The sequence below is a fragment of the Bacteroides acidifaciens genome (assembly GCF_903181435.1).
Classification (GTDB): domain Bacteria; phylum Bacteroidota; class Bacteroidia; order Bacteroidales; family Bacteroidaceae; genus Bacteroides.
In genome coordinates this window covers 269,522-285,530 of the sequence record NZ_CAEUHO010000001.1, presented here as the reverse complement: position 1 = coordinate 285,530, position 16,009 = coordinate 269,522, and the positions used below count along the sequence as shown (strand labels likewise).

Annotated in this window: 12 protein-coding genes; 6 read left to right on the top strand and 6 right to left on the bottom strand. The window is 45.4% G+C overall.

What is annotated here, in order from left to right; translation table 11 throughout:
• Positions 1 to 18: 18 nt before the first annotated feature.
• Complete coding sequence (gene ilvD, locus CLIN57ABFB40_RS01140; RefSeq protein WP_175628529.1) at positions 19 to 1,821, bottom strand: dihydroxy-acid dehydratase; 1,803 nt, start codon at positions 1,819 to 1,821, stop codon at positions 19 to 21.
• A 482-nt stretch (positions 1,822 to 2,303) separates the two neighbouring features.
• On the opposite strand from ilvD, the gene CLIN57ABFB40_RS01135 reads away from it, so the two are divergent.
• A complete protein-coding gene (locus CLIN57ABFB40_RS01135) occupies positions 2,304 to 2,897 on the top strand; it encodes a peptidylprolyl isomerase (RefSeq protein WP_175628528.1) in 594 nt (197 codons plus the stop codon).
• Positions 2,898 to 3,011: 114 nt separating this feature from the next.
• On the opposite strand, the gene CLIN57ABFB40_RS01130 is transcribed toward CLIN57ABFB40_RS01135, so the two are convergent.
• Positions 3,012 to 4,298, bottom strand: coding sequence for a serine dehydratase subunit alpha family protein (locus tag CLIN57ABFB40_RS01130; RefSeq protein WP_175628527.1), 1,287 nt, complete (start codon positions 4,296 to 4,298; stop codon positions 3,012 to 3,014).
• Between the two features lie 132 nt (positions 4,299 to 4,430).
• On the opposite strand from CLIN57ABFB40_RS01130, the gene CLIN57ABFB40_RS01125 reads away from it, so the two are divergent.
• Together CLIN57ABFB40_RS01125 and CLIN57ABFB40_RS01120 are read left to right on the top strand one after the other, a co-directional pair.
• Positions 4,431 to 5,516 carry a PCMD domain-containing protein gene (locus tag CLIN57ABFB40_RS01125; RefSeq protein ID WP_175628526.1) on the top strand — a complete coding sequence of 362 codons (1,086 nt, stop codon included), beginning with the start codon at positions 4,431 to 4,433 and terminating at the stop codon, positions 5,514 to 5,516.
• Positions 5,517 to 5,535: 19 nt separating this feature from the next.
• On the top strand, positions 5,536 to 6,321 hold the full coding sequence (locus CLIN57ABFB40_RS01120) for a porin family protein (RefSeq protein ID WP_175628525.1): 786 nt from the start codon (positions 5,536 to 5,538) through the stop codon (positions 6,319 to 6,321).
• 6 nt (positions 6,322 to 6,327) lie between these two features.
• Here CLIN57ABFB40_RS01120 and CLIN57ABFB40_RS01115 read toward each other — a convergent pair whose 3' ends face one another.
• The gene (locus tag CLIN57ABFB40_RS01115; RefSeq protein ID WP_175628524.1) at positions 6,328 to 6,879 is read right to left on the bottom strand and encodes a calycin-like domain-containing protein; all 552 of its coding nucleotides are present in this window, start codon (positions 6,877 to 6,879) and stop codon (positions 6,328 to 6,330) included.
• A 158-nt stretch (positions 6,880 to 7,037) separates the two neighbouring features.
• Here CLIN57ABFB40_RS01115 and aroC point away from each other — a divergent pair, with 158 nt between their 5' ends.
• Both aroC and CLIN57ABFB40_RS01105 read left to right on the top strand, forming a co-directional pair.
• Entirely contained in the window at positions 7,038 to 8,114 is a 1,077-nt protein-coding gene (gene aroC, locus CLIN57ABFB40_RS01110; protein WP_175628523.1) for a chorismate synthase, read from the top strand.
• 14 nt (positions 8,115 to 8,128) lie between these two features.
• Positions 8,129 to 9,493: a dipeptidase gene (locus CLIN57ABFB40_RS01105; protein WP_175628522.1), complete on the top strand. Its 1,365-nt coding sequence runs from the start codon at positions 8,129 to 8,131 to the stop codon at positions 9,491 to 9,493.
• 122 nt (positions 9,494 to 9,615) lie between these two features.
• On the opposite strand, the gene CLIN57ABFB40_RS01100 is transcribed toward CLIN57ABFB40_RS01105, so the two are convergent.
• On the bottom strand, positions 9,616 to 10,671 hold the full coding sequence (locus tag CLIN57ABFB40_RS01100; RefSeq protein WP_044655158.1) for a linear amide C-N hydrolase: 1,056 nt from the start codon (positions 10,669 to 10,671) through the stop codon (positions 9,616 to 9,618).
• Between the two features lie 249 nt (positions 10,672 to 10,920).
• On the opposite strand from CLIN57ABFB40_RS01100, the gene CLIN57ABFB40_RS01095 reads away from it, so the two are divergent.
• On the top strand, positions 10,921 to 11,841 hold the full coding sequence (locus CLIN57ABFB40_RS01095) for a hypothetical protein (RefSeq protein ID WP_175628521.1): 921 nt from the start codon (positions 10,921 to 10,923) through the stop codon (positions 11,839 to 11,841).
• Between the two features lie 209 nt (positions 11,842 to 12,050).
• Here CLIN57ABFB40_RS01095 and CLIN57ABFB40_RS01090 read toward each other — a convergent pair whose 3' ends face one another.
• The gene (locus tag CLIN57ABFB40_RS01090; protein WP_175628520.1) at positions 12,051 to 14,222 is read right to left on the bottom strand and encodes a DNA topoisomerase 3; all 2,172 of its coding nucleotides are present in this window, start codon (positions 14,220 to 14,222) and stop codon (positions 12,051 to 12,053) included.
• Positions 14,223 to 14,445: 223 nt separating this feature from the next.
• Entirely contained in the window at positions 14,446 to 16,005 is a 1,560-nt protein-coding gene (locus tag CLIN57ABFB40_RS01085) for an endonuclease/exonuclease/phosphatase family protein (RefSeq protein ID WP_175628519.1), read from the bottom strand.
• Positions 16,006 to 16,009 lie beyond the last annotated feature (4 nt).

The window sequence follows — 16,009 nt, the reverse complement described above, 5'->3', positions numbered from 1 at the left end:
GATATTGAAAGATGTATATCAGTCGATTATTCTCACTGCTCCCTTATCGGCGGAACTGACCATGCTAGCGTATGCCTTCAGACTCTTCGGCACATAACGGTCGCGAGTGACAGGTGTCATCGGGCGGGCAGCCAATTCTTCATCCGTTAGTCGCACGTTAATCGTCCGGGCGGGAATGTCGATTTCAATAATATCCCCATCAACAATCTTTCCGATATTCCCCCCTGCTGCCGCTTCGGGCGAAATATGTCCGATACTCAAGCCGGAAGTTCCACCGCTGAAACGTCCGTCGGTAATCAAGGCACATTCTTTCCCGAGATGGCGGGATTTTATATAAGAGGTAGGATAAAGCATTTCCTGCATACCGGGACCACCCTTCGGACCTTCGTGCGTAATGACGACAACGTCGCCACTGACGACTCGACCACCGAGAATACCTTCACAGGCTGCTTCCTGCGAATCAAACACTTTGGCAGGACCGATAAACCTCCAGATACTCTCATCTACGCCTGCCGTCTTTACCACACAACCGTCCTGAGCGATGTTACCTTTCAGCACTGCCAGGCCGCCGTCCTTGCTGTAAGCGTGTTCCAGGTCGCGGATACATCCTGCCGTACGGTCTTTATCCAACTCCTTATAGTACATGCCTTGAGAGCCGAGTACGAGGTTGAATTTGCTGGCGGCTGCACTCGAATATTTTTTGATAGCTTTCTCACTGACATTCGGACTGGTGATTGAGTACTCATTGATAGCTTCCGCCAGGGACATTCCGTCTACGCGGCGAACAGATGTGTCAATAAGTCCGGCTTTTGCCAGTTCGTCCATGATAGCGATAATACCGCCAGCACGGTTCACATCCTGAATATGGTATTTCTGTGTATTCGGAGCTACCTTGCAGAGACAGGGAGCTTTGCGGGAAAGCATGTCGATGTCATCCATCTTGAAATCCACTTCCGCTTCGTGGGCAACAGCCAACAGGTGGAGCACCGTATTAGTGGAACCGCCCATCGCGATATCGAGTGTCATTGCGTTCAGGAAGGCTTCGCGGGTAGCGATGCTGCGGGGGAGTACGCTTTCATCTCCCTCATTATAATATTTCATTGCATTTTCCACAATCAGCTTGGCAGCGTCTTTGAAGAGTTGCGTGCGGTTTTCGTGCGTAGCCACGATCGTTCCGTTTCCGGGAAGAGCCAATCCGATAGCTTCGTTCAGGCAGTTCATGGAGTTGGCAGTAAACATGCCGGAGCAACATCCACAGGTAGGACAGGCGTTCTGCTCGATATTGGCCACTTCTTCGTCACTTACGCTTTGGTCGGCAGATTTAATCATGGCGTCGATTAAGTCGAGGTGCTGGCCGTTCCACTCTCCCGCTTCCATCGGGCCGCCCGATACGAATACGGTAGGGATATTCAGGCGCATAGACGCCATCAACATTCCCGGAGTGATTTTATCGCAGTTGCTGATACACACCATCGCATCCGCCTTATGTGCATTGACCATGTATTCTACGCTGTCGGCAATGATGTCACGCGAAGGGAGCGAGTAAAGCATTCCATCGTGTCCCATGGCGATGCCATCGTCGATGGCGATTGTATTGAATTCCGCAGCAAAGCATCCCAGCTTTTCAATCTCAGCTTTCACCAACTGGCCGATTTCATGCAAGTGCACATGTCCCGGCACAAACTGCGTGAACGAATTGACGATAGCGATAATGGGCTTGCCCATCTGTTCTTTCTTCATGCCGTTGGCTGCCCATAACGCACGGGCTCCCGCCATCCGACGGCCTTGTGTACTAAACGAACTGCGTAATTGCTTTTTCATTTCAATCTGTCTTTTAATAAAAGAGCCTCTCTCACATCAGCGAGAAAGGCTCTAAATTTTATCTTTTATGGTACGAACACATACAACACAAAAACCTTTCTCACGCTCTTGATGGCACCACCACGACGCGAATAATATGCAGGACTGCTAGGTTAATAGATGTATGTAACATATTCATATCTTCTTTTTCTTTATTTTTGTGCTGCAAAGGTAAGGGCTTTTTTATTATCTCCAAACAAATCGAAGAAAAAAATCACTTAAAAGCTAATAATTGTAAGATAATAGTGGTATTATTTCTCTATTTTATTACTTAAAGGTTGGATTTACAACTATTATACAAGTATGCGTCTCAAAGAAGCTTTCTAACAAAAGCACTTAATAATCTGAAATTTACATTCCCTATGTCCGCGCGCAAGCAAATTATTCGTATCTTTGTCAGCCCGTTTGCAGGAATTTATTAATTTAGAAATATAAAATATCAGATGGAAACAGTAGAAAACAAGTACATTACCGTTGCATACAAACTATATACAATGGAAGATGGTGAAAAAGAGTTGTTCGAAGAAGCAAAAGCAGAACATCCTTTTCAATTCATTTCAGGATTAGGAACAACACTCGAAGACTTCGAGAATCAAGTGACTGCTCTTTCTAAAGGTGATAAATTTGAGTTTACCATCACAGCAGATAAAGCATACGGTCAATATGACGAACAACACGTGATTGACCTTCCTAAAAACATTTTCGAGATTGACGGTAAGTTCGACAGCGAACGTATCAAAGAAGGAAATATCGTACCTTTGATGACCGGTGACGGTCAGCGCGTGAACGCAACCGTAGTGGAAATCAAACCGGACGTGGTAGTAGTTGACCTCAACCACCCGTTGGCAGGTGCCGACCTTATCTTTGAAGGTGAAGTGATTGAAAGCCGTCCTGCTACCAACGAAGAAATCCAGGAGTTGGTGAAAATGATGAGCGGTGAAGGTGGATGCGGTTGCGGATGCGACAGTTGCGGTGGTGGCTGCGGTGACCACGAATGCGGCGACGATTGCGGTTGCGAAGGTGGACACTGCCACTAATTAAGAAATAGGGCTGTTGATAACAGCAGCTAATAAAAATAAAATGGATAATGAAGCCGGAAAGCTCATTATCCATTTTTTATTTACCTGTTTCTTTATCAGTCAGTTCTTATTTCAGCATCCTTTGTGCGTCATAATATCGAGCACCATTTTATCCGTTTCGTTCATGGCTTGCGAGCCGATTCTTGTCAGGTTGCGGATACTTTGGTCTACGTCTTCATCAATAATTCCTTCTACGGAAGTCACACAACGGTTTTCCATAGCCATCATGGCTGACAATACGGCTGTTGAAACTCCGGTGGTCACTTTTAGGGCACAACTCGGTTTCGCGCCATCGCAAATCATTCCCGTCAGATTGGCAATCATGTTTTGAACGGCAAAGGCTACCTGGTCGTAGCTTCCACCCATCAGCCAGGTAATTCCGCAACTTGAGCCTGTGGCAGCTACTACACAACCACACAAGGCGGACAGGCGTCCCAAGCTTTGTTTGATATAGATGACCGTAAGATGGCTCAACATTAAGGCACGGATAAGTTCTTCTTCGCTCTTATTGTTTTCTTCGGCAAAGACTACGACGGGTAAGGTAGCGGATATACCTTGATTACCGCTGCCGGAGTTACTCATGACCGGAATCATGGCTCCTGCCATTCGGGCGTCACAAGCGGCTGAAGTATAAGAAAGGATATGCGAAAATACACTGTCGCCCATCACCTTATGTTCATAAGTGCCACGAAGCATTTTTCCTAAAGAATGTCCGTAGTTGCCTTTGAAAGCTTGTTCGGCGGCAGCTTTGTTCAAGCGGGCAGTGTCGAGGATGAAACGGATTTCATCAAGAGGAGCTGTCAGGGCGAAGTCATAAACTTTACGCAGGTTCAGTTCGAGAGAAGCACCTTCTTCCTTTGCACTGGCAGTATGCTGTTTGTCGAGCAGCACTTTTTCGTCTTTGGCTATATATATAAAGGTAGTGTGACCGCCAGCAATGACAGCTTTGGCAGTTTTATCGCCGGTCTTGCAAATCACTTCGATATATAGCTTTTCCTCAATATCTTCCTTTAAAGAGATACAGATTCGTTTTTCTGCGATAAACTGTTCGCCTTGTGCTACGGCTTCGGGTGTGCAGTCTCTCAAGACTTCCAACTGATATTCTGATTTGCCGATTGACGCGCCCAAGGCAACAGCGATAGGAAGACCCACCATGCCCGTGCCGGGAATTCCTACCCCCATGGCATTTTTCAGTATATTGGCACTCAATAATACCTCTATCTTTTCGGGTTTCTCACCTAATGTTTCTGCCGCTTTGGCTACACAAAGTGCCACAGCAATGGGTTCCGTGCAACCAATAGCCGGAATCACTTCTTTTTTTATCAGCTCTATAATTTGCTGTCTTTCAGATTGAGTCATGCGCTTTTTAAGTTTTGTTCCCACAAAAATAGAAAATTCTTTTCTATCCTGCACATCTTAGTGAACAAATAAAGTCTCATTTTGTTATTAATTCTTCGAGAAACCAAAGTTTTAAGCAAGAATAAGAGAAAAATGAAAGCAAAACACGTGATTTTCTATTTGCTATTGGTTATTATTTCGTCTTCTTGTATTCGCGACGAAGCTCCCAATGCAGAGGCTGATATACTAAGTTGCAAACTGCCGGGAGTAGTAATGACTACACACCCCATCATCAATAATAATTCTGTCACTCTATTTGTCGGACCGGGAACGGACGTTTCGGCACTTGCACCGGAGTTCACCCTGACTCCGGGGGCAACTATCAGTCCGCAAAGCGGAACCGTACGCGACTTTAACTCTCCGCAGAAATACATCGTCACAGCCGCCGACGGTGTCTGGAAAAAGACTTATACGGTGTCCGTCATAGATACAGAGCTTGCCACTAATTATCATTTCGAAGATACTTTAGGCGGAAAGAAGTACTACATCTTTGTGGAACGTGAGGGCGACAAGGTAGTGATGGAATGGGCTAGCGGAAACGCGGGTTACGCCCTAACCGGAGTACCTAAAACAGCCGATGACTACCCCACTTTCCAGATTACGGACGGCAAAGAGGGAAAATGCCTTTCTTTGGTGACACGCAGCACGGGATTCTTCGGGCAGTTGATGGGAATGCCAATCGCGGCAGGAAACCTGTTCATCGGTTCTTTCGATGTGGGCAATGCCATGAGTAACCCGCTTCAAGCTACGAAATTCGGACTGCCTTTCCGGTATGTGCCGACTTACCTGGCAGGTTATTATAAATACAAGGCGGGGGATAAATTCACGGAAGGAGGAAGTACTGTCGAAGGCAAACGTGACATATGCGATATATACGCCATCATGTACGAGACGACCGAGTCTGTTCCTACGCTGGACGGCAGCAATGCATTCACCAGTCCCAACCTAGTTTCGATAGCACGCATTGACAATGCCGAAGAAACAGACGAATGGACATATTTCAAACTGCCGTTCACTACGCTTCCCGGCAAGTTTATCGATAAGGAGAAGTTGAAAGATGGCAAATATAATGTTGCCATCGTATTCACATCAAGCCTGGAAGGCGCTTATTTCAACGGAGCAATCGGAAGCACTCTATTGATTGATGAAGTCGAACTAATCTATCACTCGGAAAATTAATTTTATAATAGTTACAAAGATGAGAATTTACCCATATATATTCAGTTTACTTGCCTGTATAGGAATGTCCCTGCCCAGCTATTCACAAGTGGACAGGAACGAAACACTTATCCGCTCCGCCTTACGCGGACTGGAATATGAAGTAAAAGCAGGAATCAGTATCGGTGGCACCGCTCCACTTCCTCTGCCTGTGGAAATCCGTTCGATAGACGGCTATAATCCGATGCTTGCCATTACAATCGGCGGCGAAGTCACCAAATGGATAGCCGTCCAGAACAAACTGGGCATCATCGTAGGGCTACGTCTCGAAAACAAGGCCATGACGACCGAAGCTACTGTAAAGAACTACAATATGGAGATTCTCGGACAAGGAGGTGAAAGAATCAGCGGTGTATGGACGGGCGGAGTAAAAACCAAAGTACACACCGCAGGACTGACGATTCCTTTGATGGCTACTTATAAATTGACGGGCCGGTGGAATATAAAGGCAGGTCCCTATTTCTCTTATATACTTTCAAGAGAATTCTCGGGGAATGTATATGAAGGGTATCTGCGAGAAGATGACCCTACCGGTCCCAAAGTGGAATTTACTGACGGAAAGATAGCAACCTATGATTTCTCGGACGACCTGCGGCATTTCCAGTGGGGATTGCAGGTAGGAGCAGGATGGAGAGCTTTCAAACATCTGAATGTATATGCAGATCTCACCTGGGGACTGAACAACATCTTTAAAAATGATTTCCATACAATTACTTTCTCCATGTATCCCATCTATTTGAATGTAGGTTTCGGATATGCATTTTAAGGTCTATCAGGATTCCTCTACCTGCCTCACTCCGGAATAGGTCACTTTCACGGTCTGTTGCAATGTGCCCACTTTCACATTAATATTCATAGTGAGGTTTTCACCTTCCACCGTGCCTTCCACTGTGGTATCACAAGTACCGAGAACGGCGGCAACTCCCGAAAAGGTTAAATCCTGCTGACCGGTGAAAGTCGAGGCGTCCGTCTCTTTTTTTACCGTACATTTGTCTATTACGATATCACCGAACTTCATGATAGTTCCATTCAGGAACAGTTCAAACTCTTTCAATTCCATTTTCACTTCCGTGTCGCTGACTTGGGAAATAGTTATAAACTTGGCTATTCCATTGCCAATCACCGTTTCCTGGTCGGAGTCATCCGGTTTCATGGATATATCCAGATTCCCCCAATACGTCCCTACCACATCCGGAGCCGTAACGACCGCTTCCTCTTCCGGAGGATTAGTACCATTCATATCATTATCATCATCACTGCTACAAGCTGCAAAGAAAGCGACGGAGCATACCAATGCCCATAAATACAATAGATTCTTTTTCATACATTGTTAGTTTAGTTATTAAATAATCGTCAATTATAAACTAAAAAGGAGAAAAAAAGTTCAATATGCTTCCTTTTTTGAAGATATTTTGAGTTCACAACAATCTTATCGAAAACTTTGTTATATTTGCATACAGTAATTTTAAAAAAGCCACAACTATGTTTAATTCATTTGGCAACATCTTTCGGCTCACCAGTTTCGGTGAGTCTCATGGAAAAGGAGTTGGGGGAGTGATTGACGGATTTCCTGCAGGAATTACCATCGACGAAGAATTTGTACAACAAGAACTGAATCGCCGCCGTCCGGGACAATCTATCCTTACCACACCACGTAAAGAAGCTGATAAAGTTGAGTTCCTTTCCGGTATCTTCGAAGGCAAATCCACCGGATGCCCTATCGGTTTTATCGTATGGAACGAGAATCAGCACTCTAGTGACTACAATAATCTGAAAAATGTATATCGTCCTTCACATGCTGACTATACTTACACCGTGAAGTATGGCATCCGTGACCACCGCGGTGGCGGACGTTCTTCGGCACGCGAAACGATTTCGCGCGTTGTAGCCGGTGCTTTGGCTAAGTTGGCGCTTCGCCAGTTGGGAGTCAGCATCACCGCTTATACATCGCAGGTAGGCGCCATCAAACTGGAAGGTACGTATTCTGATTATGACCTCGACTTGATAGAAAGCAACGACGTACGCTGTCCCGACCCGGAAAAGGCGAAGGAAATGGCAGACCTTATCTATAAGGTGAAAGGGGAAGGCGACACTATCGGCGGCACGCTGACCTGTGTCATCAAAGGATGCCCCATCGGACTGGGACAACCCGTTTTCGGCAAACTTCATGCTGCCCTGGGCAATGCCATGCTAAGTATCAATGCCGCCAAAGCATTCGAATATGGCGAAGGATTCAAGGGATTGAAAATGAAAGGTTCCGAACAGAACGACGTTTTCTACAATAACAACGGACGCATTGAAACGCATACCAACCACTCCGGTGGCATCCAGGGCGGTCTGAGCAACGGACAGGATATTTATTTCCGTGTTGTCTTCAAACCTATCGCCACCATATTGATGGAGCAGGAAACGGTCAACATCGACGGAGTAGACACCACATTGAAAGCCCGCGGACGCCACGACGCCTGTGTACTGCCACGTGCCGTGCCTATCGTGGAAGCAATGGCAGCCATGACCATACTCGATTATTATCTGCTGGATAAAACCACGCAGCTTTAATTCTTATTTAAGTTATGAACGAAATCAAGAAATATATTGCCGCGAACGAGCCAAAAATAATGGAAGACTTGTTCAGCCTCATCCGTATTCCAAGTATCAGCGCACTGCCGGAACATCACGACGATATGCTGGCGTGTGCCGAACGTTGGGCGCAACTGTTAACAGAAGCCGGAGCAGACGAAGCACTGGTGATGCCCTCTAAAGGCAACCCGATTGTCTTCGCCCAAAAAATAGTAGACCCGGATGCCAAAACCGTGCTGGTCTACGCCCACTACGACGTAATGCCCGCCGAACCACTGGAACTTTGGAAAAGCCAGCCGTTCGAACCGGAAATACGGGACGGACATATCTGGGCGCGTGGAGCGGATGATGACAAAGGACAATCTTTCATTCAGGTAAAGGCGTTCGAGTATCTGCTTAAAAACGAGTTATTAAAGAATAATGTGAAGTTCATCTTCGAAGGAGAAGAGGAAATCGGTTCTCCGAGTTTGGAATCCTTCTGCGAAGAACACAAAGAACTGTTGAAAGCAGACGTAATCCTCGTCTCGGACACGAGTATGCTGGGTGCAGAGCTTCCTTCGCTGACTACGGGACTGCGCGGACTGGCTTACTGGGAGATAGAAGTCACCGGACCGAACCGGGACTTACATTCCGGACATTTCGGCGGTGCGGTAGCTAATCCCATCAACACGCTTTGCCAGATTATCAGCAAAGTGACGGATGCCAACGGACGGATTACCGTTCCCGGATTCTATGACGACGTGGAAGAAGTTCCGCAAGCCGAACGGGAAATGATTGCGCATATTCCTTTCGATGAAAAGAAATATAAAGAGGCTATCGGAGTAAAGGAAGTGTTCGGGGAGAAAGGATACAGCACGCTGGAACGCAACAGTTGCCGTCCGTCTTTTGACGTGTGCGGTATATGGGGCGGATATACGGGAGAAGGTTCGAAGACCGTACTTCCGTCAAAAGCTTACGCCAAAGTTTCCTGCCGGTTGGTTCCGCATCAGGACCATCATAAGATTTCTCAGATGTTTGCTGATTATATTCTTGGTATTGCTCCCGACACGGTGCAGGTGAAAGTAACTCCAATGCATGGCGGACAGGGATATGTCTGTCCGATCTCTCTTCCTGCTTATCAGGCGGCAGAGAAAGGTTTCGAAATTGCTTTCGGAAAGAAACCGTTGGCAGTGCGTCGCGGTGGCAGTATTCCTATCATTTCCACTTTTGAACAAGTGTTGGGAATCAAAACCGTATTGATGGGATTCGGACTTGAATCGGATGCTATTCATTCGCCGAACGAGAACTTTTCACTGGATATTTTCCGCAAAGGTATCGAAGCGGTGGTTGAGTTCCACAAGGAATATGCAAGACTCTAAAAATATAATATACAGCCAATAGAAAGAATAAAAGAAGAACGATGGACAGGCTTGCATTCAAGCACTTGTCCACCGTTCTTTTTTATTTTACAGATAACCCTTATATCGAACTGACGTTATATTCACATCACCGGAGTCTGAAAAAGGAAAGTAAACGATTTGCTGTCTTTCAAATCCTTCACAGCGTCACCTGCATAAATCTCACCATTTGCCAAAGACAGCTTCTTTATACTAGCTTTCGGGCTGAAATCAATCTTCTTCAAATCCAGCCAAAACAAATTCGGAGTTAAAGTCGATTCAAAATAATAGACCTTATTCTTTTGGTCGGAGACGGTACGCCAACGGGTAGAAGAAATATGAGGTTTATCGGGAGTAGAGATTCCGAACGGGACGGAGACATTGCGCATTACACTCAATACACTCGGGATGGCGATTTTAGCATCCGAGGTTTGTGGAATGGCATGAATATAGAAAGAAGCACGTACAAAGCGGTCGCTTGAACGGTTTGTACCCGGAAGCATTTGCAGGCCGCCCACCTCTTTCCAGTAGTCATTGATAGCTAACTGATATTCGTAGCGGGGAGAGTTTGTCATCACCTGGTATTCTTTTCCTTCATGGATGCTTAGTTTTCCGTCCAAATATTCCAATATGGCAGTATTTCCTGTTTCATCGGTAATAGCGAGGTGCAGAGTCGATTCCGAACCATTCGGCAGACGGGGAGCATCGATACGGAAGGTTTCCTTTTTCAGTTCGTCCACAGCTTCACGCACTGTCGCGAAATTATCAAGCACATACTGCGTCCAAATACTTATTCCCATCGCCGGACGGGTATCCCCCGGCAGTGAATAAATCGTTTCCGGCAGGAATAGCAGACTTGCTACCAGACCTTTCTCATTCATTCCGTCACAAGTTCCTATATCATAGCCTGTTGCAATGACACTTCCATACTTGGACGTCCAGTTCAACGTTTTCTCCTTATTGTGTCCCGTGCGCTGAATGCCACGTGGAAATACATAGAGATTCGAGTGTAAGTCTTCTTTCCAGTCCATCGTACGACCAGTTACCACCATTTGCTCCGGACCGATATACACTGCACGTGTACACGCCTCTACCTGCTGTATGCTCCCTAAAGAGGCAGCAACCAACAATAATACAACTCCCGCCAAATTTTTCTTCATTTTTCTTTTTGGTTTAAATAATTGATACTCTTATCTATAAATAACAACAGCCTGGTGAATATTGCTTGAAAGAAAGACGAATTTAATGAAAATAAAGGATTTATCCGAGGACTTCTTTGGTTATTCCAAGGTTCATCAAGTTAAAAAAACTTGTCGTTGGAAGGAAATGCTGTTTACTATTTGTTATTCCACTCTCCTTTCGTTATTTTTGTGGGTAGAAGAATTTACTAAACTATAAGGAGAGGACAAATGCGTATGAAACAAAAGATTAGCATTTCACGGTTTCCAATTTTCCTGGGTTTGCTCCTTCTGCTGTCTTCCATTCCGCAGTTGCTCTCTGCACAGGAAGGGATTGACAGTACCCGCATTATTCGTAATGATTTGCTAAAACAACCGGAAGGTACATTGTTTCAACATGCTACACCTGATTTGTTTCAATATGCCACGCCTGATTTGTTCCCGCCTTCAAAGTTCAAGGACACTTCTTCTCCGAATTTGTCCAAACAGCTGTTTTACTTTCCACCCGATTTTTCACATAAAGGAGAAATCTATCTGCCTTATCAGATAAATCCTTCTCCACTCTTCAAAGGTGATTACAATACAAGCGGCATATTAATGCAATTTCCTCACGGAGCAGTATTCGGCTCGGGCAAGCAAACGAGTGTGCCGGGCATCGGACTTTTCAACAATGCTTCGTTGGGTTATCAGCACATCTTCAATGACAGGTTTGAATTACAGCTTCAGGCTAATGCAATGAAAATAAACATGATGCATTTCACCCGACAGGCATTCAGCACTTCGGGCGCTCTGCTCTATCACGCTTCCGACCGTGTTGCTTTCAAGGTATTTGGCTCATATGACATCGGCAATCCTTACGGAATGAGTACTCACAGTTATGGAGCTACCATGTCCATCGATATGTCCGACCGCTTCAATATGGAGATGGGAGTACAACGTTATTACGATGCTATGAGAGGACGTTGGGAGACAGTTCCTGTTGTTATTCCCACCTATCGCTTCAAGAATAATTTCAAACTTGGTCTGGATGTAGGCGGAGTTCTGTACGAAGTACTACGCAATGTCATATTTGACAAACACGGTAGTGGTGATTACAGCGGTGGCCCTACCATTGCTCCACCTCGTTCTTTTTTGCCAATACGCCCGAGATAAGGAGTTAATTTCAAGAGCCTTGATGATAATGTCCGTTTCCCATAAGGAAACGCCAGTATCCTCGTAGAGAAACGACTGTATCCCCGTAGGGAAATGGGCGTTCCCTCGTAGAGAAACGAGCGTTTCCTATAATGGAAACTACAGGAAACTATAAAGAACTGATATCTAAGTATATGGATAAAATTGGCAGAAAAAGGAGCAACCGAATTTTATTCAAAATTCTTCCGGTATGCACATCCGTTCCTCCATTCCGAACACCCGTAGGCTGTCTTGCCTTTTATGATTGTTCCTTTGCCGCAAAGCGGGCAAGGTTGTCCTACTAATGCATCCGGATTATCAACCGAAGAGGCTATCGAAGCAGATACAGTAGCCGGCGGTGTTTCAACTTTTGTACTTTCTGTCACCTTTGTTTCGGACTTCGGTTTCTTTTCTTTTGGAGCACTTGGTTTCCGTTCACGTTTCTTCGGTTCTTTCTTTGCTTTCTCTTCAGCCTGGGCAGCTACTGCGTCTTGAATAGTAATACGACGATTCGTATTATCAGACAGTACACTCATCACAACTTCCGAAACCATTTGCTTCAGCTCTTCCAGGAACTGGCGGGCATCATAGGTTTTCTTTTCTATTTCGCGGAGCTTCTTTTCCCAAATACCTGTCAGTTCGGCAGATTTCAAGAGTTCTTCGTGGATAATTTGTACCAGTTCCACTCCTGTCGGGGTGGCAATCAGGTTCTTTCTCTCTTTGCGGATATAATTTCGTTTGAACAAGGTTTCTATAATAGCAGCACGGGTAGACGGTCGCCCGATACCGTTCTCTTTCAAGGCATCACGAAGTTCGTCATTATCCACCAGTTTTCCGGCGGTTTCCATTGCACGGAGCAAAGTCGCTTCCGTGAAAGGTCTTGGCGGCTGCGTCCATTTCTCGTTCAAGTCAGGGATGTGAGGACCGCTCTCCCCTTTCACAAAGGCAGGAAGAACATTTTCATCCTCATCCTCTTTCTCTTCGGTGGAGTCCTTCACGTCTTTGGCGAATACGACACGCCAACCCGGTTCCAAGATTTGTTTACCGGTTACTTTAAATTCTATTTTGTCTACTTCTCCCATCACGGTGGTGGTAGAAATCTTACAATCAGGATAGAACACAGCTATAAAACGGCGAGCTATCAGGTCGTAGACACGACGTTCCATATCGGTCAGGTTTTGAGCGTACACTCCGGTAGGGATGATGGCGTGGTGATCCGTCACTTTTGAATTATCAAATACTTTTTTCGATTTAGGCAGTGTAGAACCGTTCAGCGGGGCAGTCAACACTTCGTAATCACGAAGTCCTTTCAGAATGCCGGGGCATTTCGGATAAATATCGTCGCTCAGGAAAGTGGTATCGACACGCGGATAGGTAGCCACTTTCTTTTCGTAAAGAGACTGGATAAGTTTCAGCGTCTCATCGGCGGAATAGGCGAATTTCTTGTTGCACTCCACCTGAAGAGAAGTCAAGTCGAACAGACGCGGGGCGTATTCCTTTCCGTCTTTCTTGCCGACACTGGTTACTACAAATGGCAGGTCTTTGATACGTTCTACCAAAGCTTCCCCTTCTTCACGATTGGCAATGGGGTCGATGCCCGGGTTATCTATTTTCTTCTTTCCACCGTTCTTCTCTTCTTCCGCAGCTATCTCTTCATCACTCTTACGGATGAGGGCAGAGAAGGTAGTGTCGCGATAGTTTGTCTTCAACTCCCAATATTGCTTGGGTTGGAAATTGGCGATTTCCAACTGACGGTTGACAATCAATGCCAAAGTAGGCGTTTGCACACGACCAATAGAGAGCACCTGCTTGTTTTGACCATACTTAATCGTATAAAGACGGGTAGCGTTCATTCCCAACAACCAGTCACCTATTGCACGAGAAAGTCCCGCCTCATACAACGACTGAAAATCAGACTGGTCTTTCAACTTGGAAAAACCTTCACGAATAGCTTCTTCCGTCAAAGAAGAAATCCACAGTCGCTTCACCGGACAGCGTGCTCCAGCCTTCTGCATCACCCAACGCTGAATCAATTCTCCTTCCTGACCGGCATCACCGCAATTGATAATCTCATCCGCATTCTGCATCAACTGCTCGATAATATGAAACTGTTTCTCAATACCTGGGTCATGCCCAATCAGCTTGATACCGAAACGCGGGGGAATCATCGGTAAGCTGCCCAAACTCCACGATTTCCAATTAGGCGTGTATTCATGGGGCTCTTTCAAAGTACATAGATGCCCGAATGTCCAGGTCACCTGGTATCCGTTTCCTTCTATATATCCTTCTTTTCTTGTATGAGCACCGAGTACTTCGGCTATATCACGTGCTACAGATGGTTTTTCGGCTATGCAAACTATCATTCTTTCTCCTCTTGTTTTTATACTATCGGTGTGCAAAGTTACACGAATATTTGTCTAAAAGAACAATATTCTGCAGAATATGTTACTCCTACCAAAGTAAAGCACTCATAATGAGGATACGAGCAAAATAACATCCCGTTTCTTCATTCTATCTGGAGTGAAAAAACGGGATTATTACATTTTAGTCAATTAGTATCCATATAGCATTCCGCACCTAATCATTTTATTTCAACCCTGTGAAGTCACAGAAGAGAGGATAGTGTGAAGAAGCGGTCGCAACATCAGCTCCGGTCAGATATTCCATCACGTCGGCTTGCGTCACAGTAACGTCATGGTCTTTCAAAGATACAATAAAGTCCAGACGACGCTGTTTTCCACCGTTTTCAGTCGACTTGTCCGCACTAAGAAGATTCCAGTCTTCCTTTACTTTCTTGAAGAAGTCGCTTTCCAAATTACCTTCATTGAAATAGCCAGCCAAGAATGCCGGCTTGTTATAAGCGGACAACTTCGTATGCAATGTCTGAAGCGCCTCGATACGTTTAGCCATATCCGTATCAAAATTCGTACTGGCCACCACAAATTTCTCATATTCCACTACCATTGCCGCACGCATCTCACTCTTTCCCGGCATCTGATACCTGTCCACACTGATTGGTTCGTCTTTCGTCAATATACCTACGCCAAACTCCCCGCCCTTGTAATCAATCGCTTTAGCAAAATAATCATGCATATTACTCTTTTGCGCCAATGTATTCAACTGGTCTATGCCGCTTGAGCGCTCCGTCTCCTTATCCAGTCCCTGCAAGCAGATAATATCGGAATTCATTTTATTTATAACAGCAGCGATGCGGTCATAGTCAATAATTCCGTCCGTACCGGCACAGTTTTTCGTGAAGTAATTAGCTATGCGCAAATCTCCCGCGGCTTTCGGAAATTCTTCGAGTGCCGTCACCTTGCGGAAATCGCAATAAAGAGGATAATGGTCGGAAGCCATCGAAACGTTAACACCGTCCAGATTATACACGACATTCGATTTCACCACACTCGTTGCAGGACTCTTCAATGCCACAACAAAGTCGATGCGCTTGGTAGATTGCCCCGTAGGGAAAGTATTTTCCGTAGAACTAACTACATTCCATTCCTTTTTCAACTCCGTAAAGAATGCCCCGTTCATCAAGTCCTCATTAAAGTCACCTGCCATATACACTACCTTTTTGTATTCTTTGGCAAGCTGTGTCAATAACTTCGCAGACTCTATTCTGTTATTTTCTTCCAGAGCCAGGTGCGTGGAGATGACTACATAGTTCTCAAATTCGGCTATAGCAGCAGAACGAAGTTCGGCACCGGGAAGCGGGTAAGTCCGCGTACTGACCGGTGTTCCTTTAAATAAAAGACCGTTTCCGTATTCACCTCCCTGATAGGTGATTGACTTGCTGAAATAGTGATTCATTCCTGTTTTATCCGCCAAGGTTTTCAACTGGTCGACTTTATTGCTGCGGGTAGTCATATAGTCCACTTCCTGCAAGCAAACAATATCAGGCTCCATCCCATTGATAATAGCTGCAGTTCTGTCATAATTAATCACATCATCGCTACCGGCGCAATGCCTTATGTTAAAAGTCAGTACTCTGAGATTATCCTCTCCTTTCGGGTAAGTATAAGAAACCTCCTGCTTACCATAGGGTATCATATTATCAAACTTGGAGTTGTCCATGTCATCGGCACAGGACAAGTTGGCAAACACTGCTGCCAGAAGACATATATAAGAAATCATATTTTTCATAAGA

What these genes read in the sequence shown, in the direction of transcription:
- ilvD (WP_175628529.1), bottom strand. Translation starts at nt 1,821, where the DNA reads ATGAAAAAGCAATTACGCAGTTCGTTTAGTACACAAGGCCGTCGGATG.
- CLIN57ABFB40_RS01120 (WP_175628525.1), top strand. Translation starts at nt 5,536, where the DNA reads ATGAGAATTTACCCATATATATTCAGTTTACTTGCCTGTATAGGAATG.
- CLIN57ABFB40_RS01130 (WP_175628527.1), bottom strand. Translation starts at nt 4,298, where the DNA reads ATGACTCAATCTGAAAGACAGCAAATTATAGAGCTGATAAAAAAAGAA.
- aroC (WP_175628523.1), top strand. Translation starts at nt 7,038, where the DNA reads ATGTTTAATTCATTTGGCAACATCTTTCGGCTCACCAGTTTCGGTGAG.
- CLIN57ABFB40_RS01115 (WP_175628524.1), bottom strand. Translation starts at nt 6,879, where the DNA reads ATGAAAAAGAATCTATTGTATTTATGGGCATTGGTATGCTCCGTCGCT.
- CLIN57ABFB40_RS01090 (WP_175628520.1), bottom strand. Translation starts at nt 14,222, where the DNA reads ATGATAGTTTGCATAGCCGAAAAACCATCTGTAGCACGTGATATAGCC.
- CLIN57ABFB40_RS01105 (WP_175628522.1), top strand. Translation starts at nt 8,129, where the DNA reads ATGAACGAAATCAAGAAATATATTGCCGCGAACGAGCCAAAAATAATG.
- CLIN57ABFB40_RS01135 (WP_175628528.1), top strand. Translation starts at nt 2,304, where the DNA reads ATGGAAACAGTAGAAAACAAGTACATTACCGTTGCATACAAACTATAT.
- CLIN57ABFB40_RS01095 (WP_175628521.1), top strand. Translation starts at nt 10,921, where the DNA reads ATGCGTATGAAACAAAAGATTAGCATTTCACGGTTTCCAATTTTCCTG.
- CLIN57ABFB40_RS01125 (WP_175628526.1), top strand. Translation starts at nt 4,431, where the DNA reads ATGAAAGCAAAACACGTGATTTTCTATTTGCTATTGGTTATTATTTCG.
- CLIN57ABFB40_RS01100 (WP_044655158.1), bottom strand. Translation starts at nt 10,671, where the DNA reads ATGAAGAAAAATTTGGCGGGAGTTGTATTATTGTTGGTTGCTGCCTCT.
- CLIN57ABFB40_RS01085 (WP_175628519.1), bottom strand. Translation starts at nt 16,005, where the DNA reads ATGAAAAATATGATTTCTTATATATGTCTTCTGGCAGCAGTGTTTGCC.